Source organism: Luteimonas sp. R10 (genome assembly GCF_045689605.1).
Classification (GTDB): domain Bacteria; phylum Pseudomonadota; class Gammaproteobacteria; order Xanthomonadales; family Xanthomonadaceae; genus Luteimonas.
On record NZ_CP141262.1, the window covers coordinates 2,222,791 to 2,245,878 of the forward strand.

The window sequence follows — 23,088 nt, forward strand, 5'->3', positions numbered from 1 at the left end:
GTGCGCCGGCAGGTGCGTTAGGCTGGTCGTTTCGCGCCGCCGCGATGGCCGCGCCTCGTCGTCTTCCAGGGGATTGTCTGCCTATGATGGTTGCCAGCACGCCGCTCATCGTCATGTTCACGGTCTATCTCGCCGCGATGGTGTTGATCGGCTTCGTCGCCTGGCGCTCGACCAAGAACTTCGACGACTACATCCTTGGCGGCCGCAGCCTTGGCCCGGGAGTGACCGCGCTGTCGGCGGGGGCCTCCGACATGAGCGGGTGGCTGCTGATGGGCTTGCCCGGGGCGATGTACCTGGGAGGCGTGTCGGAGGCGTGGATCGCGATCGGATTGACCGGCGGTGCCTGGCTGAACTGGAAATACGTGGCCGGTCCGCTGCGCGTGTACACCGAACGCACCGACAACGCGCTGACCTTGCCGGATTTCTTCACCAGCCGGTTCCGGGACAACAGCCGCACCCTGCGCGTGCTCTCGGCGCTGGTGATACTCGTGTTCTTCGCCGTGTACTGCGCCTCCGGCGTGGTGGCCGGCGCGCGCCTGTTCGAGAGCGTGTTCGGACTGCCCTATGCGCAGGCGATCTGGTGGGGGGCCGCGGTGACGATCCTGTACACCCTGGTCGGTGGATTCCTTGCGGTCAGCTGGACCGACACCGCGCAGGGCACCCTGATGTTCTTCGCCCTGCTGCTGACGCCCATGATCGTGTTGATGCACGTCGGCGGGCTCGAAACCAGCGTCGGCATGATCCGGGAGCTGGATCCGTCCCGTCTCGATTGGTTTCGCGGCGGTGAACTCGGATGGATCGGCATCATTTCGCTGATCGCCTGGGGCCTTGGCTATTTTGGGCAGCCGCACATCCTGGCGCGGTTCATGGCCGCCCACGGCGTGGCCACGATTCCGGCGGCGCGCCGCATCGGCATGGGCTGGATGGTGCTGTGCCTGGCCGGTTCGCTCACCGTGGGTTTCCTGGGCATCGCCTATTACGCCGCCAACCCGGACGTGGCCGGCCCGGTGCAGGCCAATGCCGAGCGCGTGTTCATCAGCCTGGTGGAGCAGCTGTTCAATCCATGGGTGGCGGGCATCATCCTGTCGGCGATTCTGGCGGCGGTGATGAGCACGCTGTCGAGCCAGCTGCTGGTGTGCTCGAGCGTGCTCTCGGAGGACTTCTATCGCGGCTTCCTGCGCAAGCAGGCCGGACAGCGGGAACTGGTCTGGGCCGGCCGCGGCGGCGTGCTGCTGACCGCGCTGGTGGCGCTGTGGCTGGCGCGCGACCCCGACAGCCGCGTGCTCGGGCTGGTGTCGTACGCGTGGGCCGGTTTCGGCGCCGCCTTCGGACCGGTCGTGCTGCTGGCGCTGTTCTGGCAGCGGATGACCCGGAACGGCGCCTTGGCGGGAATGATCGTCGGCGCCGTGACGGTGATCGCGTGGAAGCAGATCGCGATCGGCCGCTTCGACATGGAGCTGTACGAGATCGTGCCGGGCTTCATCGCCGCGACCGTTGCGATCGTGGTGGTCAGCCTGCTCGATCGCGAGCCGCCGCAGGAGATCCAGGCCACGCACGAGCAGGTGCGCCACTCGCTGCGCGAAACCGGGTATTGATCAGAACCACTCCTGCAGCGAGATGCCCAGGCCGATATAGGTCGCGCGGTGGTTGTAGTCGATCATGCTCTCGCCGTAGCCGTCGAAGACCTGCAGGTGGCCGCGGAAGGCGCGGTGGATCGGGAATCCCCAGTCGAACTGCAGCGCGCCGTGCGAGCGGTCGCCGCCGCGCAGCGAATGCCGCGCCATCAGCGAGAACTGGTGTCCGCCGCGCACATGCACCAGGGTCAGGTCGCCGCGGCCCATGTAGTCTTCCATGTCCGGGTTGTCGTCGTCGCTGCCGTCGGAGACGCGCACCCACGGGCGCAGCATCAGCGCCCAGTTCTCGCGGTCGAGGCCGACGTTGAACATCACCCGGTTCCAGCTGCGCGACAGCGGATCCTCGCGGCCGTTGGACTGGTGGTTGATGCCGACCGCGGCCATCCGCCCCCGCCATCCGCCGGGCAGGCCGTAGCCGTTGCGGAACACCAGCAGCACTTCGGGTTCGTAGTTGGTCTCGCGGAACGGGCGCGACTGCTCGGTGTTGTAGACCTGCCAGCGCGAGCTCTGGGTATAGCCCATCCACAGGTCGCCGTTGTCGCCGAACAGGTTCTCCAACGCCTTGGTCTTGAAGCTGATCTGGAACTTGGTCTCCAAGTTGTCGAGCTGCTGCGGCTCGGTGACGGTGTTGTCCGGGTTGGGCGACGTGGGCGCCGGATTGGTCTCGCTGGTCCAGAACGCCGGCAGCAGGTAGACGGGCTTGTAGGCGCGGAAGTTGAACAGGCCGAGCTTGGAGTCCTTCGCCAGCTCCCAGCGGGTATCGAGCAGCGAGCCCTTGCCGACGTTGGCGATGGCGGCTTCGAGCGGATCGTTCGGGTCGTGCACGAACATGCCGTCGATCCTGCGGCGCGCGCGTTCGCGTGCGCCCGCGGCTTCGGTGCCGGTTTCGGACTCGGCGTCTCGCGCCAGGCGGGCGCTAGCCGCGGCGGCGTCGGCCTCGGCGGGGCCGGGGGCGCTCCGGCCCATGGCCTCGTCGTAGCAGGCGAGCCTGGCGGCGTCGGTCCCGATCGCGGCGCAGGCTTCCAGGGCGGCCGGACGGTCCTCGGCGCCCTGCGCGCAGGGCGCGAGCAGGGCGAACGCGATCGCGGCGGCTGGGCGGTTGGCGTTGCGGATCATGCTGGATTCCTCAGTTGAGCCAGGCCAGCGCGAAGATGCCGACCATGGCGAAGGCCAGCATCAGCTTCAGCGCCACGGCCATCACGATACCGATCCAGGTGCCGGCGCCGACGCGCGTGGCGTGGCCGACGCCGCCGGGATCGAGCCGGCGCCCATGCAGCAGTTCGCCGGCCACGGCGCCGACGAACGGTCCGACGAACACGCCGACGATGCCGAAGAACAGTCCGGCGAAGGTGCCGATCACCGCGCCTACCAGCGCCTTGCGGCTGGCGCCCACGCGCTTGGCGCCCATCGCCGCGGCCCAGAAGTCCACCAGCAGCGACAGCACGGTCAGCACGCCCAACATCGCGAGCGTCATCGCGCCGATCTGCTCGAAGCCGCCGGCCCATGCCGCCACCAGCATGCCGACGAACACCAGCGGCAGGCCGGGCAGCGCCGGCAGCACCGTGCCGAGGATGCCGACCAGGACCAGGATCAGGGCGACCGCGTACCAGATCGATTGCGTTTCCATGGGCTCTCCATGCGTCTACGGGCGGCCGACAATGCGGCCGGACGGGCCCTCGGGCACGCGATTGCATTTTGGCAAATGCCGGGGTAATTTGCTCGCGCTGTGTTTGTCAAGGTCACCTGAAACGTGGCCTGGGTGCAGTCGATCCGCGCTTTGCAGCTTACCGGTCCGCTACATCGAAGTTCCCGCTTCCCTCCTTGCAACCAGCCGCCGGCAACGGTGTCAGTCGATCCAAACAGACCAGTCAGCAGCTCCAGGGAGTGATGCACATGGCAGAACGCGAAGTGGGTACCGTGAAGTGGTTCAACGACGCCAAGGGATTCGGCTTCATCAGCCGTGAGAACGGCGAGGACGTCTTCGTGCATTTCCGCGCGATCCAGATGCAGGGATTCAAGAGCCTGAAAGAAGGCCAGAAGGTCAGCTTCGTGGTCGTGCAGGGGCAGAAGGGCCTGCAGGCCGATGCGGTGGAGGCCGCCTGAGCGGTTCTTCTGCCGACATGGGCGGCACATAAGGAAAACCCGGCCGCAAAGCCGGGTTTTCTTTGTCTGGCTCGGCCCGGTTCAGCGGGCCCAGGCGCGACCGTCCTGCACCCTGACGTAGGAGCCTTCGCGGATGCCGCCCAGGTCCGCCTGCGACAGCACCACGGTGCGGCCGTCGTCCATGCGCACGTGCACGTTGTAGACGCCGCTGCCCTCGGTGCGGTTCTGGATCGCATTGCCGGCGACCGCGCCGGCGATGGCGCCGCCGGCGGTGGCCACGTTGCGGCGGCCTTCGCTGTCGGTATTGCGGCGGGCGAGTTCCTTGCCGGCGACCGCGCCGACGATGCCGCCCAGGAGCGGGCCGGCGACGTTGGGCTTGCCGTCCGAGGTGCGCTCGATGCGGGTCACGGTACCGCAGTCGTAGCACGACGACGGCGTGCCGTAGCCCGGCGAGGACGTGCCGCCGTAACCCGGGCCGTAACCGGGGGACGAGGCGCAACCGGCAAGGGCCAGCGCGGCTGCTGCGAGCGTGGTTGTGCCGATCAGACGGGTCTTCATCGCATCTCTCCGGAATGGGAATGTCGGGACAGGGAGCTGCGCGCCGTCCGGCATCGCAGGCTCCACGCCGCCGAGCGTAGGAGCGTAATCGTGAACGCGCCGAGAATTGCCGCGAAGGCGTGCCGGCTACGGGCCGGACGCATGTAGCCGTCGTTCATCGGCGGGTGCAGGTCCGCGACCCAGCCGCCGGCCGAGGCCGTTCAACCGCGGAAATCGCGATGGCAGCTGCTGCAGGACTCGCCGATCTCCTTGGCCGTGGCGCCGAGGCCGGCGCAGTGCAGCGGCGGCGACGCCAGCGCGGCATCGAGCGTGGCGCGCAGGTGGCTGGCATGCTGGGCGAAGCGCTTGTCGTCGCGCAGCTTCGGGAACGCGGGCTCGAGGTCGTCGCTCATCGTGCGCAGCGCGCGCAGGTGCGGCAGCAGGTCGGTGGCGGCGCAGCGGTTTTCCTCGACCCGGCTGCGCAGCTGCCCCAGGTGCCATTGCTGCACGTGCATGACGCTGTCGGGAAAATGGTCGGCGCGCGCCTGGATCGCGCGTACGATCATCACCGTCGCCACGACGCCGACGACCAGCCCCAGCAGGAACAGGAACAGGTAGCGGCCGGCGGCGGACGGCTTGCGGCCGGTGTTGCTGTCATCGGGCGAGGTCGACATGGCGGGCTCCGTGCGTCTGCGGGCTGGCGTGCGGCAAAACATAGCACGCCGTTGCGGGCGTGATTTCGGGGGGAAGGCATCGCGGCCGCCGGAACGATCGTGCGGGGCAGGGCAGCCGCGGGATGGCGTCGCATCGCGGGACCCGGGAGACGCCGTCGACCTACACTGTGCACATGGACACGCACTGGACCGACCGCTTCTCCGGCATCGACCGGCTCTACGGCAGCGGCGCGCTGGCGCGCCTGGCGCAGGCGCACGTCGCGGTGGTCGGGCTGGGCGGCGTCGGCTCGTGGGCGGTGGAATCGCTGGCGCGCAGCGGCGTCGGCCGGCTGACGCTGATCGACGCCGACGATCTGTGCCTGTCCAACACCAACCGCCAGCTGCCGGCGCTGCAGGGGCAGTACGGGCGCGGCAAGGCCGAGGCGATGGCCGAGCGCTGCCTGGCGATCAATCCGCACATCGCGGTCGAGCCGGTGGCGGCGTTCCTGACGCCGGCCAATCTCGATGCGCTGCTCGATCGCGGCTACGACCTGGTGCTCGACGCCTGCGACAGCTTCCGCAGCAAGGTCGAGGCCATCGCCTGGTGCCGCCGCCGCAAGCAACCGGCGATCACGGTCGGCTCGGCCGGCGGCCGGGTCGACCCGACCCTGGTGCGCGTGCGCGATCTCTCGCGCACCGAGCACGACGCGATGCTGGCGCTGGTGCGCAAGAAGCTGCGCGGCGAGTTCAACTTCCCCAAGGGGCCGAAGCGCTACTTCGGCGTGCCGGCGGTGTACTCGCTGGAGAACGTGCGCTATCCGCAGGCCGACGGCAGCGTCTGCGGCCTGCGGCCGAAGCTCGACGCCGACGCCGCGTTCAAGCTCGACTGCGGGGCCGGCCTGGGCGCCGCGACCCACGTCACCGGCGCGTTCGCCTTCGCCGCCGCGGGCAAGGCGCTGGCGATGCTGCTCAAGCGTGCGTCCACGCAGGAAGTCGGGATCGAGGAAGCGGGGGCCGCGAACGCAAAATAGGGCGCCGTCCGCCGGGGATGATGCCCGCCAGGGGATGCGGTCATTCGGTAGAAGCTCGGTCTTCGGCGGGATTCCGGCGTGCCGATGGAAACGCCGCTACCGGATGGACTGTCGCGACTCCCGTCGCTCCCACAAAAAGAAGACCGCCGCGGCGGTTGAGTCCAGCCACCTCCTGTGGGAGCGACGGGAGTCGCGACTGCGCGGGCGGAGTTGCGCCACCTATTCCCGGCCGTCGGTCGCCGAAGCCAGGCCGAACAGCCGTTCCGCATTCGCGGTGGTCGCGGCGGCGACCGCGTCCGGCGACTCGCCGCGCAGCTCCGCCACCGTATCCAGGACGTGCCGCAGGCGCGCGGGCTCGTTGCGCCGGCCGCGGATCTCCGCGTCCGGCTGGTCCGGCGCATCGGTCTCGAGCAGCAGGTGCTCGATCGGCATGGCGGCCACGATCCGGCGCAGCCGTTTCGCGCGCTCGTAGGTCAGCGGGCCGCCGAGGCCGATCATGAAATCCAGCTTCCACAGCTGCCGCGCCTGCTCCTGGCTGCCGGCGAAGCTGTGCACCACGCCGCGCAGCCCGCCGACGCCGCGGATCGCCGCGACCACCGCGTCCACCGCGCGTCGCGCGTGCACGATCACGGGCAGCGCGGAGTCCCGGGCCAGGCGCAACTGGCCGTCGAAATAATCCTGCTGCGCGTCGCGGTCCAGCCCGTCGACGTAGTAGTCCAGCCCGCATTCGCCCACCGCCACCGGCCGCTCGCGTTCGATCCACTCGCGCAACTCGCCGAGGTGGCCGGGCCGGTGCCGGTCCAGGAACATCGGGTGCAGGCCGTAGGCCGGATGCAGTCCACCCGTTCCGGCGCAGATTCCGCGGAGCTTCGGCCAGCCGGCCGCATCGGTCGCCGGCACCACCTGCCGCGTGACGCCCGCCGCGCGCGCGCGGTCCAGCACCGCGTCGCGGTCGGGATCGAACTCGCCGGCGTCGAGATGGCAATGGCTGTCGACGAGCACGTGCATGGCGGCTGGCGCGCCCTCAACGGCGGCGGCTGGATTCGCCCTCGATCGGCTCGCGTCCGTCGCCGTCGCCGTTGCGCCGCTTCCAGTTGGCCAGCAGCAGCGTGCCCAGGCCCAGCAGCAACTCGTCGACCAGGGGCACCGGATCGGGAAGCAGCACGCTGATGGCGAACAGCACCGCCGTCAGCCCGAACAGGCGTGGATAGCTGAGGCGGCCGAACCAGCGCAACAGTGGAGCGAGCAGGAAGGGGCGCATGCGTGGGTCCGCGATGAGTCGATGCTGGAAACGCTATCATGCCCCCGGTAGCGGCAGCGTTCATGACGGCGTCAGGTTCGCGCGCCATTGGCGGCCCTCCGTTCAGGATGGGAATGTTGGAATTTCGTTGACGAAAACGGGGACCCTCCCTGAGGAGCGCGACTATGAAGAACAACACTCTGGCGATCGCACTGGCATCCCTGCTGGTGGGCGGCGTGGCCGTGGCCGCGTTCCAGAACAACAGCCGCGATGCCGCGCCCAAGGGCGACGACGCGTCGACCCAGGAGTCGGTGGACGACGGCGCCATTCCGGCCGCAGGCGGCCTGGAGTACGCCGACGTGGTCGGGGTCGAGCCCGTCACCGAGAAGCAGGACCTGTACGCCACCGTGATCGGCAGCGAGCCGGTCAGCGAGACCACCACCAGCAGCTCCCCGCGCCAGGTGTGCGAGGACGTGGTGGTGCAGGAGCGCCTGCCCGAGCGCGACGGCAACGTCGGCGGCGCGGTGGCCGGTGCGGTGATCGGCGGGCTGGTCGGCAACCAGGTCGGCAGCGGCAACGGCCGCAAGCTGGCGACGGTGGCCGGCGCCGTGGGTGGCGGCTTCGCCGGGCGCGAGGTCGACCGGCGCCACGTCGGCGGCCAGGTGGTCGAGCGCGTGGACCGCCGGTGCCGCACCGTGCAGGACACCTCACAGTCCTCGCGCGTGGTCGCCTACAACGTGACCTACCGCAATCCGGACGGCAGCACCGGCACCATGCGCACCGGCAGCAAGCCGGGCGAGCGCATCAAGCTCGGCACCGAGGACGTGCCGGTGGCCTACGACGTGACCTACCGCTACGACGGCCGCGAGCGCACCGTGCGCATGGAGCAGAAGCCGGGCGAGCGCCTGCCGGTGCTCGACGGGCAGGTCGTGACCCAGACCGCCGCGCTGGAAGACGGCACCGACCGCCAATAACCGGCGCGTAGCCGGCGCGGTTCGCAGCGCCCAGGCATCACCCGAAGGGGCCGGAGCGATCCGGCCCCTTTTTTGTTGCACGGCGGACGACGACTTTCCCACCTTTGTTTCCTTGGGAGCGATGAACTGTAGGAGCGACGGAAGTCGCGACCGGGGATCAAGGCAGTCGCGACTCCCCGGCGGCGTCCTGCCGCTGCCACTCCCACCACAGGGCAGCTCCTCGCCTTGTGGGAGCGACGGAAGTCGCGACGGGCCTGCCCGCGCGGTCCCTCCCTCCAAAGCAGCTTCCGGGACATGCAGGCGGCACCGCAGACGGGAGCGTCTCGCGGGGACGCCATGCGCATTGCTCGTTCGCCGCCGCCCGGCTGGCTACAATGGCGGTTTCCCGACGACATTCGCCCGCCATGGCCCTGCATCCCTACGACCTCTACGACGTCCGCTCCCTGCTCAGCGAGGAGGAGCGCGCAGTCCAGGACAGCGTGGCGCGCCTGGTCGACGAACGCGTGCTGCCGATCATCGGCGACTGCTTCGACCAGGGCCGCTTTCCCGCCGAGCTGATCCCGGAGCTCGCCGGCCTGGGCCTGCTGGGCGCGACGCTGCCGGAGGAATACGGCTGCGCCGGCCTCAACTCGGTCAGCTACGGCCTGATCTGCCAGGAGCTGGAGCGCGGCGATTCCGGCATCCGCAGCTTCGCCAGCGTGCAGTCGTCGCTGTGCATGTATCCGATCTTCGCCTACGGCAGCGAGGAGCAGCGCAAGCGCTGGCTGCCGGACATGGCGGTCGGCAAGGTGATCGGCTGCTTCGGCCTGACCGAGCCGCACGGCGGCTCCGACCCGGCCAACATGAAGACCCATGCCAGGCGCGACGGCGACGACTGGATCCTCAACGGCTCGAAGATGTGGATCACCAACGGCAACCTGGCCGACATCGCCATCGTCTGGGCGCGGACGGACGACGGCATCCAGGGCTTCGTGGTGGAGAAGGACTTCGCCGGCTACAGCGCCCAGGAGATCAAGCACAAGATGAGCCTGCGCGCCTCGGTGACCAGCGCGCTGTACTTCGACAACGTGCGCGTGCCCGACGGCAACCGGCTGCCCAACGTGAAGGGCCTCAAGGGCCCGCTCGGCTGCCTGACGCAGGCGCGCTACGGCATCACCTGGGGGCCGATCGGCGCCGCCATCGCCTGCCTGGACGAGGCGCTGGGATACTCCAAGGAACGCATCCTGTTCGAGCGCCCGGTGGCCGCCACCCAGAGCGCGCAGATCAAGATGGCCGACTGGGCGCGGCGGATCACTTCGGCGCAGCTGTTGTCGCTGCAGCTCGGCCGCCTGAAGGACGCCGGCAGGATGCAGCCGACCCAGGTCTCGCTGGCCAAGTGGAACAACTGCCGCATGGCGATCGACATCGCCCGCGAGGCCCGCGACCTGCTCGGCGGCGCCGGCATCACCACCGAGCACTGCCCGATCCGGCACGCGCTCAACATGGAGTCGGTGATCACCTACGAGGGCACCGAGACCGTGCACCAGCTGGTGGTCGGGCGCGAGCTGACCGGCATCAGTGCCTTCTAGGACCGATCCATAGGTGGCCGCTCTTGTGGGAGCGACGGAAGTCGCGACCCCACGGAGTAAGGCCGCCCGTCGCGACTTCCCGGCGGCGGCATGCCGCCGCCGTTCCCACAGGAGCGGGTGCATCTGCCGCCGTTTCTCGTCGCTCTCCACACCTTCCTCTCGCCACGGGCGACCACCCATGACCGACATCCGGATAGAAACCGAGCGCCTGATCCTGCGTCTGCCGCGCATCGAGGATTTCGAGGGCTACGCCGAACTGGTGGGCGACGAGGTCGCGGCGCGCTACATCGGCGGCCACCTGCCGCGCCCCGCGGCGTGGCGCAAGTTCCTGCAGATGCCGGGTGCCTGGGCGTTGCAGGGCTTCGCCATGTTCTCCATCGTCGACCGCGCCAGCGGCGAATGGCTGGGCCAGGCCGGGCCGTGGCGGCCGGAAGGCTGGCCGGGGAACGAGATCGGATGGTCGCTGCGGCGCGCCGCCTGGGGCCGTGGCTACGCGCACGAAGCCGCCGTCGCGGCGATCGACTGGGCGTTCGACGGGCTCGGTTGGCAGGAGATCATCCACTGCATCGATCCGGACAACGTGCCTTCGCAGAAGCTCGCCGAGCGGCTGGGGTCGCGCAAGCTGCGCGTCGGCGGATTGCCGGCGCCGTTCGAGGACGTGCCGGTCGACGTCTGGGGACAGACGCGCGAGCAGTGGCGAGCGCGGCGGCCATGAGCGGTGGCGTGCGGCGCTCTTCGTCCTGCCGCATGCCCGCGTAGAGCCGAGCTTGCTCGGCTGCGCGGGCTCCGGAGCCGGGAGCAGCGGAGCAAGCTCCGCTCTACGCGGCGGGAGGACGCGTCGCGGCTCGAGGTGGACCGTGCACCGCCGCATGCGGTTTCCCCGTGCAGCATGACCGCGGCGGAGCCGGCTGCTAAGGTGCCGCACGTCCTTGGGCGGGAGATGCCGGCGTGCAGCCGAACGCGGTGGAACAGGCGCTGGGCTGGCACCGGCGGCTCGCGCGCTGGGCCGGGCCGCTGCTCGGCCTGCTGGCGTTCTGGCTGATCCCGGACGCCGATTCCGGCGGCCTGTCCGCCGAGGGCCGCGCGACCGCGGGCGTCGCGGTGTGGATGGCGGTCTGGTGGCTGGGCGAAGCGGTGCCGCTGGCCGCCACCGCGCTGCTGCCGGTGGTGCTGTTCCCGCTGCTCGGGGTACTGGCCCCGGCCGAGGCGGTGCGGCCCTACGCCAGCGACATCATCTTCCTGTTCATGGGCGGCTTCATGCTCGGGCTGGCGATGGAGCGCTGGGGCCTGCACCGGCGCCTGGCGCTGAACATCCTGCTGCTGGTGGGAACCTCGCCGCGGCGCCTGGTGGCCGGTTTCATGATCGCCACCGCCTTCCTCAGCATGTGGATCTCCAATACCGCGGCCACCATCATCCTGCTGCCGGTCGGCCTGTCGGTGGTCGGCATGCTGCTGCGCGACGGCGCCGGGGTACCGGAACGCGAGGCGCGGCTGTTCGCCACCTGCCTGATGCTGGCGATCGCCTACGCCGCGTCGATCGGCGGCTCGGCCACGCTGATCGGCTCGCCGCCCAACCTGGTCGTCGCCAGCTACGCCCGCGAGCGCCTGGATTGCGACATCACCATGCTGGCGTGGATGCGCTTCGGCGTACCGGTGATGCTGGTCTTCCTGCTGCTCGCCTGGCTGTACCTCACCCGCCTGGCGTTCACGATCGGCCTGCGCGCGCTGCCGCAGGGGCGGGCGCAGATCCGCGCCATGCTCGGGGAACTCGGGCCGATGGCTGGCGGCGAGCGCGTGGTGCTGGTGGTGTTCTCGCTCACCGCGCTGGCCTGGATCCTGCGGCCGCAGCTGGTGGCCTGGTCCGGGCTCCCCGGGCTGACCGATGCGGTGATCGCGATGGCCGGCGCGCTCTCGCTGTTCCTGATCCCGGCGGCGCGCGGAGTCGCCACGCTCGACTGGGAGACCGCGGTGCGCCTGCCCTGGGGCGTGCTGGTGCTGTTCGGCGGCGGCCTGGCGCTGGCGGCGGCGATCGGCGCGCACGGCGTCGACGGCTTCATCGCCAGCGGCCTGTACGGGCTGGCCGGGGCGCCGATGCTGCTGGTGGTGTTCGCGGTGGCGGTGCTGGTGATCTTCGCCACCGAGCTGACCAGCAACACCGCCATGGCCACCGCGTTCACGCCGGTGCTGGCCGCGGTGGCGCTGGGCCTCGGCGTGCCGGTGGTGCCGCTGCTGGTCGCGATCGCGCTCGGCGCCAGCTACGCCTTCATGCTGCCGGTGGCCACGCCGCCGAACGCGATCGTGTTCGGCTCGGGCCACGTGCGCATCGGGCAGATGGCGCGCGCCGGCATCGTGCTGAACATCATCGGCGTGGTGCTGGTGACCCTTGCCGCATCGCTGGCCGGCGACGGGTTGTGCTCGCCATTGACCCAGCCGTAGGAGCGCACCGCAGGGGCGCGACCGGATCCCGTGAAGGCTGTCGCGCCCCTGCGGTGCGCTCCTACGGCCGCTCCACGGCAGAGGGCTACGGCCAGCGCGGCGGTGTAGGACAATAGCCCGCTTCCGCCCACCAGCGCGTCCGATCGCAATGACCTTCCAGCCCGTTCCAGACCCCATCCCCGCGCGCATGCGCGGCCTCAACCGCGCCGAGATCTGCGACGTCAACTTCCAGGAGTTCGTGCGCGGCTGGCAGGGGCGGGCCGGTGCCGCGCCGGCGCCGGACGAACCCGTCCTGGCCGGCAGCGCGCTCGATGCGCGGAGGTTCCGCGAACTGTTCGAATCGCAGCTCATCAGCCGCCACCTCGACCTGATGGCGCGCGTGCTGCGGGTGCAGAACAAGGTCTTCTACACCATCGGCAGCTCCGGCCACGAGGGCAACGCGATGGTGGCGCGGCTGACGCGCCACACCGATCCCGCCTTCCTGCACTACCGCAGCGGCGGCTTCATGGCCGAGCGTTTCCGCAAGCTGCCGGGTTTGGACCCGGTGATGGACTCGGCGTTATCGTTCGCCGCCAGCAAGGACGACCCGGCCAGCGGCGGCCGCCACAAGGTGTGGGGCAGCAAGCCGTTGTGGGTCCTGCCGCAGACCTCCACCATCGCCTCGCACCTGCCCAAGGCGCTCGGCACCGCGATCGCGATCGAGCAGGGACGGCGCATCGGCCATGCGCTGCCGGTGCCCGAGGACAGCATCGTGGTCTGCTCGTTCGGCGACGCCAGCGCCAACCACGCCACCGCGCAGACCGCCTTCAACACCGCGGCCTGGACCGCCTACCAGCGGCTGCCGGCGCCGGTGCTGTTCGTATGCGAGGACAACGGCATCGGCATCTCGGTCAAGACGCCGGACGGCTGGATCGCGCGCAGCTTCGCGCAGCGGCCGGACCTGGACTACTTCTCCGCCGACGGGCTCGACCTCGGCGCCGGCTACGGCGATGTGCAGCGGGCGGTCGAACATTGCCGGCGCACCCGCCGGCCCACCTTCCTGCACCTGCGGGCCGCGCGGCTGATGGGCCATGCCGGCACCGATTTCGAGATCGAATGGCGCGCCCTGGCCGAGCTGTGCGCGGTGGAGGCCAGCGATCCGCTGCTGCGCTCGGCGACGATCGCGCTCGAATCCGGGCTGATGTCGCAGGACGAACTCCTCGCGCTGTACGAGGACACCCGCAAGCGCTGCTTCGCCGCCGCCGAGGACGCCGACCGCCGCCCGCGGCTGTCGTCCCTCACGGAAGTGACGGCGCCGCTGGCCCCGTACACGCCGGACGCCGTGCGCACCGAAGCCACGCGCGCCGACTACGATGCGCGGCGCATCGCGGCCTTCGGCGGCGAGGAGAAGCTGCCCGAGCGCCTGCCGCCGCGGCACCTGGCGATCCAGATCAACAACGCCCTGCACGACCTGTTCGCCAAGCATCCCGAGGCGCTGCTGTTCGGCGAGGACGTGGCGCAGAAGGGCGGGGTGTACACCGTCACCAAGGGCCTGCAGAAGGCGTTCGGCGCGCGCCGCGTGTTCAACACCCTGCTCGACGAGACCACCATCCTCGGCCTGGCGCAGGGCTTCGCCAACATGGGCATGCTGCCGCTGCCGGAGATCCAGTACCTGGCCTACTTCCACAACGCCTGCGACCAGATCCGCGGCGAGGCCGCCAGCCTGCAGTTCTTCAGCAACGGCCAGTACCGCAACCCGATGGTCATGCGCATCGCCTCGCTCGGCTACCAGCGCGGCTTCGGCGGGCATTTCCACAACGACAACTCGATCACCGCACTGCGCGACATCCCCGGCCTGGTGGTCGGCTGCCCGTCGCGCGGCGACGACGCGGCGATGATGCTGCGCACGCTGGCGGCGCTGGCGAAGGTGGACGGCCGCGTCTGCGTGTTCCTGGAGCCGATCGCGCTGTACATGGCCAAGGACCTGCACGAGCCCGGCGACGGCGGATGGCTGACGTCCTATCCACCGCCCGACCAGGCGCTGGTGCTCGGCGAGGAGCGGGTCTACGGCCCCGATGCCGACGACCTGGCGATCCTCACCTTCGGCAACGGCGTGCCGATGAGCCTGCGTGCCGCGCGCGCGATCGAGGCGGCGCAGGGCTGGCGGGTGCGGGTGGTCGACCTGCGCTGGCTGCTGCCGCTCAACGAGGCGGCGATCGCCCGCCACGCAGGCGACTGCGCGCGGGTGATCGTGGTCGACGAGGGCCGCCGCAGCGCCGGGGTGGGCGAGGGCATCGTGACCGCGATCGTCGAAGCCGGCCTGGGCGACAAGCCGTTGCGGCGCGTGGTCGGCGCCGATACCTTCACGCCGCTGGCCGGTGCGGCGTTCCTGGTCATCCCGTCCGAGCAGGAGATCGTGGCCGCCGCCGCTGAATTGGCGGCGCCTGCATCCTGACCCGGGCGCGTGCAGCGGGCAGCCGGGCCGCCCCAAGTTTCGCGGTCGCGACTTCCGTCGCTCCCACACAAATCAAGGTCGTCGCAACCCCAGCCCTTGTGGGAGCGACGGAAGTCGCGACCCCGCAAAGTCGGACGCACCCGGAGAAGGATGGATGCGCCCGGAACTGCGATCAGCGCGCGAACTCGACCCGCACTTCGACGCGCCGGTTCGGCGCCAGGCAGTCGATCAACGCCTGGCCGCGATCGCCGTCGCACTCGACCACCGGCTCGACGCTGCCGCGGCCGACGGCGGTGATGCGGTCTTCCGGGACGCCGCGGTCGATCAGGTATTCGCGCACGGCCTCGGCGCGCCGGGTCGACAGCTGCAGGTTGGCGCGGTCGTTGCCGATCCGGTCGCTGTGGCCGATCACGTGCACCATCTCCAGCGGGCGTTCGCTGGTCAGCCGCGTGGCGAGATCGTCCAGGGCCATGCGGCCCTCCGGGCTGAAGTCGTCGATGCTGGACTTGCCGAACGCGAACAGGCCGTCGGCGGACAGCCGCTCCAGGAACGTCGACGCCAGCGGCGGCATGGCCGGCTCCGGCGGCTGCGGCGCCGGCTGCGGCGTGGTGCTGCATGCGGACAACGCGACGGCCATCGCGGCGACGGCCGAAAACATCAGCTTGATATTCATTTCCCCTTCCCTTCCTCTGGATGCGGTTGCAAGACGGCGTTCGAAGACCATCGTCGCAGCAGTCCCTGCCGTGGAACGGCGCGGTCGGCCCGCACGGCAGGCCATTCCCGTCCCGGTCGCGTGCAGCGGACGACCACAACGACTCCCCCTGGCGCCGAGCATAGCAGCCGTCGGATGATTCCGTTCAAGCGTCTCCGCGGCCGTGATCCCGCGCCGGTACGTCCGTCAGCGGGCGAGCCCGTCCAGCAGCGGGACCCGTACGCAGGCCGCGCCGCCGACGGCCAGCGGCGCGTCCGGCAGTTGCAGCGGCAGCACCGCGAGCGCTTCGCCGCCATGGCCGCAGACCACCTTGCCCAGTTCCCTGCCTTCGGCAGCGACGGGATCGCCCGGCGCCGCCGCGGCGGTGGTCGCCAGCCGCGCCAGGCCGCGCTTGGCCTGCCCCAGGAAGTGCGTGCGCGCCACGATCTCCTGGCCGGGGTAGCACCCCTTCTTCACGCTGTAGGCGGCCAGCCACTCGAGCGAGAGCTGCTGCGGCGTCCACTGTTCGACCTGCGAACCGGGCAGCCGCGGCCGGCCGTGGGCGAGGTCGAACGCGTTCCAGCGGGCGAGGGCGCCGGCGTCGTCCTCGCCCGGCGCGTTCGCGATCCGCAGCGCGCGCGGGCCGCCATCGGCACCCAGGTCGAGCTCGACCGCGCCGTCGGCCGCCTCCGCAATCGCGTTGCCGCGCGCCAGGGCGGGAACGGCGAACGCGCCGCCGGCATGCAGCCCGTCCCCGACCCGGATCGCCACCTTGCTGCGGAACACGAACCGCTGCAGCTGCGCCGCGAAGGCGTCCGGATCGGCATCGGCCAGCAGCAGCCACAGCCGCTCGTCGTCGAACTTCAGCAGCGCGAACAGGGCGATCACGCGCCCCTTGGGCGTCAGGCAGCCGTTCCACTGCCAATGCCCGGGCGCCAGCGCCGCGACGTCGTTCATGAACTGGGCCTGCGCGAACCTGGCCGCATCGCGCCCTTCCAGCGCCACGACGCGGTGGTCGGGGATGGCGAAAAAACCGCCGTTGCTGGACGCCGACTTGTGGGACATGGGGGCGGGACTTAAACTTCCGGCGGTGAACGACCCGGCCATGATAGGCGAAAGCGCTCCCGCACCGGATCCGGCACAGGCGGAAAAGCCTGTTGCGAAACCGGCGCCGGCGCCCGAGATCGGCGGCCGCGAAGGCCTCGAGCCGACGCGTTACGGCGACTGGGAAAAGAACGGCCGCTGCATCGATTTCTAGGCCGTCGATCATGATGCCCACCAGCCACGCGGCCGCCGGCCGCCCAGCAGAGGAGCCCTGCCCAGCGATGACGCACCGCGAACGCCCCCTGTCGCCGCATCTGCAGGTCTACCGCTGGCAGATCACGATGACGATGTCGATCCTGCACCGGGCCACCGGCATCGCGCTGTCGGTCGGTGCCTTCGTGCTGCTGTGGTGGCTGCTGGCGGTGGCGCAGGGCGGCGACGCCTATGCCGCCGTCGCCGCGTGCCTGGCCTCGCCGGTCGGCATGGTCGCCGCATTCGGCTTCTCGCTGGCGCTGGTCTACCACCTGCTCAACGGCATCCGCCACCTGCTCTGGGACGCCGGCTGGGGCTTCGATATTCCCGACGTCTACCGTTCCGGCTATGCCGTGTTCGGGTTGACGGTGGTGCTGACCGCGGCGATCTGGTTCGTCGCGCTGCGGGGTGGGGCATGAACGACACCAAGACCGTCGAAGCGCCGGCGCGGCGTGATTTCCGCACCCCGGTGGGACGCGCGCGCGGCATGGGGTCGGCCAAGTCCGGCACCGGCCATTTCTGGTGGCAGCGGGTGACCGCGGTGGTGCTGGCGCTGCTGGTGCCGTGGCTGATCGGCACCCTGGTGTCGATGATCGGCGCCGACCTGGAGACGGTGCGCGAGACCCTGGCGCGGCCGTGGAACGCGATCCTGATGGCGGTGTTCGCGCTGTCGATGTTCTGGCACACCCAGATGGGCCTGCAGGTGGTGATCGAGGACTACGTGCACACGCGCGCGGTCGAGGTCGCGCTGCAGTTCCTCGTCATCCTCGCCTGCGCCGTCGGCGCGTTCGCGTCCATCTACGCTGTCGCCCGCATCGCCATCCTATGAACTGCAACCGAAGCCCTGGTTCCCTGATGCCCGTATTCGTCACGAAGCGACTTCCGCCGGCACCGACTCCCCCTCTCCCGCTTGCGGGAGAGGGGTGGGGTGAGGGGGCTTGCGCTCGCGCGATCTCGCCGAAGCGTGTAACAGGGGACCCCCGATGAGCACCGCCTACAAGATCACCGAACACAAGTACGACATGATCGTGGTCGGCGCCGGCGGCGCCGGGCTGCGCGCCACCTTCGGCCTGGCCGCCAAGGGCCTGCAGACCGCCTGCATCACCAAGGTGTTCCCGACCCGCTCGCACACGGTGGCGGCGCAGGGCGGCATCTCCGCCGCGCTCGGCAACATGGGCGAGGACGACTGGCGCTACCACTTCTACGACACCATCAAGGGCTCCGACTGGCTGGGCGACCAGGACGCCATCCAGTACATGTGCCGCGAGGCGATCCCGGCGATCATCGAGCTCGAGCACCAGGGCGTGCCGTTCTCGCGCACCGAGGACGGCAAGATCTACCAGCGCCCGTTCGGCGGCATGACCACGCACTACGGCAAGGGCACCGCGCAGCGCACCTGCGCCGCCGCCGACCGCACCGGCCACGCCATGCTGCACACGCTGTACCAGCAGTCGCTCAAGCACGACGCGCGCTTCTTCGTCGAATACTTCGCGCTCGACCTGATCATGGACGAGGAGGGCGCCTGCCGCGGCGTGCTCGCGCTCGACATGGCCGAGGGCTCGCTGCACCTGTTCCGCGCCCACGGCGTGGTGCTGGCCACCGGCGGCTACGGCCGCGCCTATTTCAGCTGCACCTCGGCGCACACCTGCACCGGCGACGGCGGCGGCATGGCGCTGCGCGCCGGGCTGGGCCTGCAGGACATGGAGTTCGTGCAGTTCCACCCCACCGGCATCTACGGCGCCGGCTGCCTGATCACCGAGGGCGTGCGCGGCGAGGGCGGCATCCTGCGCAACAGCGAGGGCGAGCGCTTCATGGAGCGCTACGCGCCCAACGCCAAGGACCTGGCCTCGCGCGACGTGGTCAGCCGCTCGATGACCATCGAGATCCGCGAGGGCCGCGGCGTCGGCGACCGCAAGGACCACATCCATCTCGACCTCACCCACCTCGATCCCAACGACATCCACGAGAAGCTGCCCGGCATCGCCGAGACCGCCAAGATCTTCGCCGGCGTCGACGTCACCCGGCAGCCGATCCCGGTGCTGCCCACGGTGCACTACAACATGGGCGGCATCCCCACCAACTACCACGGCGAGGTGGTGCAGCTGCGCGACGGCGATCCGGACGCGGTGGTGCCCGGCCTGTACGCCATCGGCGAGGCCGCCTGCGTCTCGGTGCACGGCGCCAACCGGCTCGGCTCCAACTCGCTGCTCGACCTGGTGGTGTTCGGCCGCGCGGTCGCCGACCGCTGCGCGGCGACGATCCGCACCGGCCAGCCGCACAAGCGCCTGGCCGACGACGCCTGCGACCGCGCCCTGGCCAACCTCGACCGCGTGCGCAACGCCAACGGCGGCACCCCGACCGCGGTGATCCGCGACAACATGCAGCGCACCATGCAGGAGGACGCGGCCGTGTTCCGCACCGGCGAGACGCTCGCCGCCGGGGTGAAGAAGATCCGCGACATCCACGCCTCCTTCGCCGACGTCAAGGTCAGCGACCGTTCCATGGTGTGGAACTCCGACCTGGTCGAGACCCTGGAACTGCAGAACCTGCTCGGGCAGGCGCTGGCCACCATCGTCTCGGCCGAGAACCGCACCGAGTCGCGCGGCGCCCACGCGCGCGAGGACTTCGGCGACCGCGACGACGAGAACTGGCACAAGCACAGCCTGTGCTGGGTGAGCGACAAGGGCGAGACCTTCATCGGCTATCGCCCGGTGCACATGTACACGCTGGACGACGAGGTCGAGGTCGTGCCGCCGAAGGCGCGGGTGTATTGAGAGCCGGGATTGGTGATTGGTGATTCGCAAGAGCCAGAGCGATCCGATCCCCCGCCTTCGCCAATCACGAATAACGAATCACGGATCCAAGATGGCCGAATTCACGCTCCCCAAGAACTCGAAGATCCAGAAGGGCCGCCATTTCCCGGCGAAGTCCGGCGCCAAGCGCGTGCGCAGCTTCAAGGTGTACCGCTGGAACCCGGACGACGGCCGCAATCCGTGCACCGATACCTACGAGATCGACCTCGACGACTGCGGGCCGATGGTCCTGGACGCGTTGATCAAGATCAAGAACGAGATCGACCCCACGCTCACGTTCCGCCGCTCCTGCCGCGAAGGCATCTGCGGCAGCTGCGCCATGAACATCGACGGCACCAACACCCTGGCCTGCACCAAGGCCATCGACGACTGCGGCAAGCCCGGCGGCGAGGTGCCGATCTATCCGCTGCCGCACATGGACGTGGTCAAGGACCTCGTCCCCGACATGACCCACTTCTACGCGCAGTACGCGTCGATCAAGCCGTGGCTGCGCACGCAGAGCGCGCCGCCGCCGGACCGCGAGCGGCTGCAGTCGAAGGACGACCGCGCCAAGCTCGACGGCCTGTACGAATGCATCCTCTGCGCCTGCTGCACCACCAGCTGCCCGAGCTACTGGTGGAACGGCGACCGCTACCTGGGTCCGGCGATCCTGCTGCAGGCCTACCGCTGGATCATCGACAGCCGCGACGAGGACACCGGTGCGCGCCTGGACGACCTCGAGGATCCGTTCAAGCTCTACCGCTGCCACACCATCATGAACTGCGCGCGCACCTGCCCGAAGGGCCTCAACCCGGCCAAGGCGATCGGTGAGATCAAGCAGATGATGCTGGCGCGCCGCGGCTGAGGCGGTATCGGGTGGGGTCAATCGGAGATTGCCTGGACGTCGATTCAATCCCGGCCTGCTGCGTTGGCGGCGATCGGAACCGTCGTCGCTCCGCCGAACCCTCATCCGCCCTTCGGGCACCTTCTCCCGAAGGGAGAAGGGAAAAAGCCCCTCTCCCACTGGGAGAGGGGTTGGGGTGAGGGTTCGGCGAAGCGGCAGCGGACGCGGAGCAGGGCGGCCGATCCACGCCAATGGATTGATTCCGGACAGCAGTGGGCTTTTGCCGGGATGACGAGAAGGCACGCGGCATCCGGGATCCGGTTCCGGACCCTAGCTCTCGTCCGAGTGCATTTCGAGGGGACTTATGGCCATCCAATCGATCCTCCTGCCCGGCCTGGCCATGGTCGCGCTCACCTTCGTGGTGATGGCGGCCATGTACCGGCGCCGGGTCGCGCAGATGCGCCGCGAGCGCATCCACCCGCAGGCGGTGGCGACCTCCACGCAGGCGGCGGCGAAGCTGACCGACTGCAACGCCGCCGACAACTTCCGCAACCTGTTCGAGCTGCCGGTGCTGTTCTATTTCGCGCTGGTCGTCGCGGCGCTGACCGCGCAGGCCACGCCGGCGGTGCTGGGATTGGCCTGGGCGTTCGTCGCGCTGCGCATCGCCCACAGCGTCATCCAGTGCGGATACAACACCGTCATGCACCGCTTCTGGGTGTTCCTGCTCGGTGCGGTCGCGCTGTTGCTGCTGTGGTTGCGGCTGGCGTGGGGCCTGCTCGCGGCATGAATGCCGCCGATGCCGCCGAACTGCGGCGCCTGCGCTGGAAATGCCGTCGCGGCATGCGCGAGCTGGACGTCCTGTTCACCCGCTACCTCGACCAGGCATGGGCGGCGGCTTCCGACGCCGAACGCGGGGTTTTCCTACAGCTTCTGGACTGCGAGGACGATAGGCTCTGGCGCTGGTTCATGGGCTACGAGGCCGTTCCCGATGCCGCACTCGACGCGCTCGTCCGGCGCATCCGCGAACTCCACTGACGGCGCCGCCGTCCACGCCGCGGACCCGTCCGCGCATGCGCACCACGTCCGCCACGTCGTGCCTGCGCGCGCGGAGATCCCCTGGCGCCCGTCGCGCTGGCCGCTGGCGATCCTTGCCGCGATGACGCCGCTGGCCGCGTTCGCCGTGCTCGCCTCGGAGATGCCGCGCATCGCCGCCTGGCCGCTGGCGCTGGTCGCGGTCGGCCATGGTGTGGCCCTGCTGCGGCGGGAAGCCCGCAGGTCCGCTTGCACCTTCGTCTTCGCCGGCGCGGGCGCGCCGGCGTCGCTCGACGGCAGCACGATCGCCGACGTGGCACTGCGCTGGCGCGGCCCGCTCGCATTCCTGCAATGGCGCGACCAGGACGGCGCGGTGCGGCGCCTGGCCTGGTGGCCCGACACCCTGCCGCCGGCGCGACGACGTGAACTCCGGCTGGCCGCGCCCGATCCGCAGGCTGCGCGCCGGGCGGCTTCGATGGCACCATAGCGGCTTCATGCCGGCCCCCGGGGCGGCATGCCGCCCGGAGCCAGCGAGAGCCGATGTTCAAACCCCTTCCCGTCGCCATCGGCCTGCGCTACCTGCGCGCCAAGCGCCGCAACGGTTTCATCTCCTTCATCTCGCTCGCGTCCATCCTCGGCATCGCCATCGGCGTCACCGCGCTGATCACCACGCTGGCGGTGATGAGCGGCTTCCAGCGCGAGATCCGCGACCGCCTGCTGCAGATGTCGGCGCACGCCACCGTCAGCGCCGTCGGCGGCGCGATGGAGGACTGGCGGCACGCGGTCGACGAGGCCCTGCGCGACGACCGCGTCGCCGGCGCCGCGCCCTACGTGGAGCGGCCGTCGATGATCAGCGGCAACACCGCCGAACCGCAGCCCGCCTTCCTGCAGGGCATCGTTCCCGAAGAGGAGCGCCACGTCTCGGTGATCGCCGACAAGATGGTGCAGGGCAGCCTGGACGACCTGCAGCCGGGCAGCTTCAACATCGTCCTCGGCCGCGAGCTGGCGCTGTGGCTCGGCGTGACCGTCGGCGACAAGGTCATCGTCACCACCGACTTCCAGACCACGCCGATGGGCGGCGTGCCGCAGCTCAAGCGCTACACCGTCAGCGGCCTGTTCGAGGCCGGCCACCAGCAGTTCGACAAGGGCCTGGCGGTGGTCAACATGCGCGACGCGCAGCGCGTGCTGCGCATCGGCGACGGCGTCACCGGCGTGCGCCTGCGCCTGCACGACATGGACCAGGCCTGGCAGGTGGCCCGCGAGCTCGCGGTGCGCCTGCAGGGGCCGTACCTGGTCAGCGACTGGTCCAGCGAGAACGCCAACATGTTCCGCGCGCTGCGCCTGGAGAAGACCATGATCGCGATCCTCCTGTCGCTGATCATCGCCATGGGCGCCTTCAACCTGGTGTCCTCGCAGGTGATGCTGGTGACCGACAAGCAGGCCGACATCGCCATCCTGCGCACCCTCGGCCTCACCCCGCGCGGCGTGCTGCAGGTGTTCATGGTGCAGGGCACGCTGATCGGCATCATCGGCACCGTGCTCGGCGTGCTCGGCGGCATCCTGCTCACGCTCAACCTCGAATACATCCTGCGCGCGATCGAAGGCGCCTTCGACGTCGTGCTGATCCCGCCCGACGTGTACTACATCACCGGCCTGCCGACCGAGCTCAATCCCGACGACGTGACCATCATCGGCCTGGTCGCGCTGGCGATGGCCTTCGTCGCCACCATCTACCCGGCCTGGCGCGCGGCGCGCACCGCACCGGCGGAGGCGCTGCGCTATGAGTAGCCGGGAATCGGGAATCGGCAATCGGCAAGCGGAAG

General features: G+C 70.1%; 25 protein-coding genes. 17 read left to right on the forward strand and 8 right to left on the reverse strand.

Translation table 11 applies throughout. From position 1 onward, the window contains the following. The first annotated feature begins 83 nt into the window (after positions 1-83). Positions 84-1,595, forward strand: a complete 1,512-nt coding sequence (gene putP / locus U3649_RS09520) for a sodium/proline symporter PutP (RefSeq protein WP_407351103.1) — start codon at positions 84-86, stop codon at positions 1,593-1,595. Here the strand turns inward: putP and U3649_RS09525 are convergent, their stop codons facing one another. Continuing rightward, positions 1,596-2,750, reverse strand: a complete 1,155-nt coding sequence (locus tag U3649_RS09525; RefSeq protein ID WP_407351104.1) for a phospholipase A — start codon at positions 2,748-2,750, stop codon at positions 1,596-1,598. 10 nt (positions 2,751-2,760) lie between these two features. Further along, on the reverse strand, positions 2,761-3,261 hold the full coding sequence (locus tag U3649_RS09530; RefSeq protein WP_407351105.1) for a DUF456 domain-containing protein: 501 nt from the start codon (positions 3,259-3,261) through the stop codon (positions 2,761-2,763). Positions 3,262-3,521: 260 nt separating this feature from the next. On the opposite strand from U3649_RS09530, the gene U3649_RS09535 reads away from it, so the two are divergent. Next, positions 3,522-3,737: a cold-shock protein gene (locus U3649_RS09535; RefSeq protein WP_407351106.1), complete on the forward strand. Its 216-nt coding sequence runs from the start codon at positions 3,522-3,524 to the stop codon at positions 3,735-3,737. An 81-nt stretch (positions 3,738-3,818) separates the two neighbouring features. Here U3649_RS09535 and U3649_RS09540 read toward each other — a convergent pair whose 3' ends face one another. Next, the gene (locus U3649_RS09540; RefSeq protein ID WP_407351107.1) at positions 3,819-4,295 is read right to left on the reverse strand and encodes a peptidoglycan-associated outer membrane lipoprotein precursor; all 477 of its coding nucleotides are present in this window, start codon (positions 4,293-4,295) and stop codon (positions 3,819-3,821) included. A gap of 200 nt (positions 4,296-4,495) precedes the next feature. After that, a complete protein-coding gene (locus U3649_RS09545; protein WP_407351108.1) occupies positions 4,496-4,948 on the reverse strand; it encodes a hypothetical protein in 453 nt (150 codons plus the stop codon). 173 nt (positions 4,949-5,121) lie between these two features. Here U3649_RS09545 and U3649_RS09550 point away from each other — a divergent pair, with 173 nt between their 5' ends. Continuing rightward, on the forward strand, positions 5,122-5,958 hold the full coding sequence (locus U3649_RS09550) for a ThiF family adenylyltransferase (RefSeq protein ID WP_407351109.1): 837 nt from the start codon (positions 5,122-5,124) through the stop codon (positions 5,956-5,958). A 219-nt stretch (positions 5,959-6,177) separates the two neighbouring features. Here the strand turns inward: U3649_RS09550 and U3649_RS09555 are convergent, their stop codons facing one another. Both U3649_RS09555 and U3649_RS09560 read right to left on the reverse strand, forming a co-directional pair. Beyond that, on the reverse strand, positions 6,178-6,966 hold the full coding sequence (locus tag U3649_RS09555) for a TatD family hydrolase (RefSeq protein WP_407351110.1): 789 nt from the start codon (positions 6,964-6,966) through the stop codon (positions 6,178-6,180). Between the two features lie 16 nt (positions 6,967-6,982). Then, on the reverse strand, positions 6,983-7,219 hold the full coding sequence (locus tag U3649_RS09560; protein WP_407351111.1) for a DUF6116 family protein: 237 nt from the start codon (positions 7,217-7,219) through the stop codon (positions 6,983-6,985). Between the two features lie 164 nt (positions 7,220-7,383). Here U3649_RS09560 and U3649_RS09565 point away from each other — a divergent pair, with 164 nt between their 5' ends. From U3649_RS09565 to U3649_RS09585, 5 genes are all read left to right on the forward strand, one after another. Beyond that, a complete protein-coding gene (locus tag U3649_RS09565) occupies positions 7,384-8,172 on the forward strand; it encodes a glycine zipper 2TM domain-containing protein (protein WP_407351112.1) in 789 nt (262 codons plus the stop codon). Between the two features lie 404 nt (positions 8,173-8,576). Further along, complete coding sequence (locus U3649_RS09570; RefSeq protein ID WP_407351113.1) at positions 8,577-9,740, forward strand: acyl-CoA dehydrogenase family protein; 1,164 nt, start codon at positions 8,577-8,579, stop codon at positions 9,738-9,740. A gap of 178 nt (positions 9,741-9,918) precedes the next feature. Then, entirely contained in the window at positions 9,919-10,455 is a 537-nt protein-coding gene (locus U3649_RS09575; RefSeq protein ID WP_407351114.1) for a GNAT family N-acetyltransferase, read from the forward strand. 233 nt (positions 10,456-10,688) lie between these two features. Beyond that, on the forward strand, positions 10,689-12,176 hold the full coding sequence (locus tag U3649_RS09580; protein WP_407351115.1) for an SLC13 family permease: 1,488 nt from the start codon (positions 10,689-10,691) through the stop codon (positions 12,174-12,176). 148 nt (positions 12,177-12,324) lie between these two features. Then, positions 12,325-14,610, forward strand: a complete 2,286-nt coding sequence (locus U3649_RS09585; RefSeq protein WP_407351116.1) for a thiamine pyrophosphate-dependent enzyme — start codon at positions 12,325-12,327, stop codon at positions 14,608-14,610. Between the two features lie 172 nt (positions 14,611-14,782). Here U3649_RS09585 and U3649_RS09590 read toward each other — a convergent pair whose 3' ends face one another. Together U3649_RS09590 and U3649_RS09595 are read right to left on the reverse strand one after the other, a co-directional pair. Then, the gene (locus U3649_RS09590; RefSeq protein WP_407351117.1) at positions 14,783-15,283 is read right to left on the reverse strand and encodes an OmpA family protein; all 501 of its coding nucleotides are present in this window, start codon (positions 15,281-15,283) and stop codon (positions 14,783-14,785) included. Positions 15,284-15,508: 225 nt separating this feature from the next. After that, a complete protein-coding gene (locus U3649_RS09595; RefSeq protein ID WP_407351118.1) occupies positions 15,509-16,366 on the reverse strand; it encodes a YgfZ/GcvT domain-containing protein in 858 nt (285 codons plus the stop codon). Positions 16,367-16,391: 25 nt separating this feature from the next. Between U3649_RS09595 and U3649_RS09600 the strand changes: the two genes are divergently transcribed. From U3649_RS09600 to U3649_RS09640, 9 genes are all read left to right on the forward strand, one after another. Next, positions 16,392-16,559 (forward strand): DUF1674 domain-containing protein, encoded by a 168-nt coding sequence (locus U3649_RS09600; protein ID WP_407351119.1) that lies wholly within the window; start codon positions 16,392-16,394, stop codon positions 16,557-16,559. Between the two features lie 67 nt (positions 16,560-16,626). Further along, positions 16,627-17,016 (forward strand): succinate dehydrogenase, cytochrome b556 subunit, encoded by a 390-nt coding sequence (gene sdhC / locus U3649_RS09605; RefSeq protein WP_407351120.1) that lies wholly within the window; start codon positions 16,627-16,629, stop codon positions 17,014-17,016. After that, positions 17,013-17,426 carry a succinate dehydrogenase, hydrophobic membrane anchor protein gene (sdhD, locus tag U3649_RS09610; RefSeq protein ID WP_407351121.1) on the forward strand — a complete coding sequence of 138 codons (414 nt, stop codon included), beginning with the start codon at positions 17,013-17,015 and terminating at the stop codon, positions 17,424-17,426. Before sdhC ends, sdhD begins: the two co-directional genes overlap by 4 nt. A gap of 154 nt (positions 17,427-17,580) precedes the next feature. Continuing rightward, complete coding sequence (sdhA, locus tag U3649_RS09615) at positions 17,581-19,371, forward strand: succinate dehydrogenase flavoprotein subunit (RefSeq protein WP_407351122.1); 1,791 nt, start codon at positions 17,581-17,583, stop codon at positions 19,369-19,371. A gap of 91 nt (positions 19,372-19,462) precedes the next feature. After that, positions 19,463-20,254 carry a succinate dehydrogenase iron-sulfur subunit gene (locus U3649_RS09620; RefSeq protein WP_407351123.1) on the forward strand — a complete coding sequence of 264 codons (792 nt, stop codon included), beginning with the start codon at positions 19,463-19,465 and terminating at the stop codon, positions 20,252-20,254. 343 nt (positions 20,255-20,597) lie between these two features. Then, positions 20,598-21,020: an MAPEG family protein gene (locus U3649_RS09625; protein WP_407351124.1), complete on the forward strand. Its 423-nt coding sequence runs from the start codon at positions 20,598-20,600 to the stop codon at positions 21,018-21,020. After that, positions 21,017-21,268, forward strand: a complete 252-nt coding sequence (locus U3649_RS09630; RefSeq protein ID WP_407351125.1) for a succinate dehydrogenase assembly factor 2 — start codon at positions 21,017-21,019, stop codon at positions 21,266-21,268. The genes U3649_RS09625 and U3649_RS09630 overlap by 4 nt, the downstream gene beginning before the upstream one ends. A gap of 58 nt (positions 21,269-21,326) precedes the next feature. Next, positions 21,327-21,752, forward strand: a complete 426-nt coding sequence (locus U3649_RS09635) for a hypothetical protein (protein ID WP_407351126.1) — start codon at positions 21,327-21,329, stop codon at positions 21,750-21,752. Positions 21,753-21,805: 53 nt separating this feature from the next. Continuing rightward, positions 21,806-23,053: a lipoprotein-releasing ABC transporter permease subunit gene (locus U3649_RS09640; protein WP_407351127.1), complete on the forward strand. Its 1,248-nt coding sequence runs from the start codon at positions 21,806-21,808 to the stop codon at positions 23,051-23,053. Positions 23,054-23,088: the final 35 nt, after the last annotated feature.

Coding starts and splice junctions, on each gene's coding strand:
- U3649_RS09550 (WP_407351109.1), top strand. CDS start 5,122: ATGGACACGCACTGGACCGACCGCTTCTCCGGCATCGACCGGCTCTAC.
- U3649_RS09540 (WP_407351107.1), bottom strand. CDS start 4,295: ATGAAGACCCGTCTGATCGGCACAACCACGCTCGCAGCAGCCGCGCTG.
- U3649_RS09565 (WP_407351112.1), top strand. CDS start 7,384: ATGAAGAACAACACTCTGGCGATCGCACTGGCATCCCTGCTGGTGGGC.
- U3649_RS09570 (WP_407351113.1), top strand. CDS start 8,577: ATGGCCCTGCATCCCTACGACCTCTACGACGTCCGCTCCCTGCTCAGC.
- U3649_RS09640 (WP_407351127.1), top strand. CDS start 21,806: ATGTTCAAACCCCTTCCCGTCGCCATCGGCCTGCGCTACCTGCGCGCC.
- U3649_RS09560 (WP_407351111.1), bottom strand. CDS start 7,219: ATGCGCCCCTTCCTGCTCGCTCCACTGTTGCGCTGGTTCGGCCGCCTC.
- putP (WP_407351103.1), top strand. CDS start 84: ATGATGGTTGCCAGCACGCCGCTCATCGTCATGTTCACGGTCTATCTC.
- sdhC (WP_407351120.1), top strand. CDS start 16,627: ATGACGCACCGCGAACGCCCCCTGTCGCCGCATCTGCAGGTCTACCGC.
- U3649_RS09545 (WP_407351108.1), bottom strand. CDS start 4,948: ATGTCGACCTCGCCCGATGACAGCAACACCGGCCGCAAGCCGTCCGCC.
- U3649_RS09620 (WP_407351123.1), top strand. CDS start 19,463: ATGGCCGAATTCACGCTCCCCAAGAACTCGAAGATCCAGAAGGGCCGC.
- U3649_RS09575 (WP_407351114.1), top strand. CDS start 9,919: ATGACCGACATCCGGATAGAAACCGAGCGCCTGATCCTGCGTCTGCCG.
- sdhA (WP_407351122.1), top strand. CDS start 17,581: ATGAGCACCGCCTACAAGATCACCGAACACAAGTACGACATGATCGTG.
- U3649_RS09525 (WP_407351104.1), bottom strand. CDS start 2,750: ATGATCCGCAACGCCAACCGCCCAGCCGCCGCGATCGCGTTCGCCCTG.
- U3649_RS09590 (WP_407351117.1), bottom strand. CDS start 15,283: ATGAATATCAAGCTGATGTTTTCGGCCGTCGCCGCGATGGCCGTCGCG.
- sdhD (WP_407351121.1), top strand. CDS start 17,013: ATGAACGACACCAAGACCGTCGAAGCGCCGGCGCGGCGTGATTTCCGC.
- U3649_RS09535 (WP_407351106.1), top strand. CDS start 3,522: ATGCACATGGCAGAACGCGAAGTGGGTACCGTGAAGTGGTTCAACGAC.
- U3649_RS09625 (WP_407351124.1), top strand. CDS start 20,598: ATGGCCATCCAATCGATCCTCCTGCCCGGCCTGGCCATGGTCGCGCTC.
- U3649_RS09530 (WP_407351105.1), bottom strand. CDS start 3,261: ATGGAAACGCAATCGATCTGGTACGCGGTCGCCCTGATCCTGGTCCTG.
- U3649_RS09585 (WP_407351116.1), top strand. CDS start 12,325: ATGACCTTCCAGCCCGTTCCAGACCCCATCCCCGCGCGCATGCGCGGC.
- U3649_RS09555 (WP_407351110.1), bottom strand. CDS start 6,966: ATGCACGTGCTCGTCGACAGCCATTGCCATCTCGACGCCGGCGAGTTC.
- U3649_RS09630 (WP_407351125.1), top strand. CDS start 21,017: ATGAATGCCGCCGATGCCGCCGAACTGCGGCGCCTGCGCTGGAAATGC.
- U3649_RS09595 (WP_407351118.1), bottom strand. CDS start 16,366: ATGTCCCACAAGTCGGCGTCCAGCAACGGCGGTTTTTTCGCCATCCCC.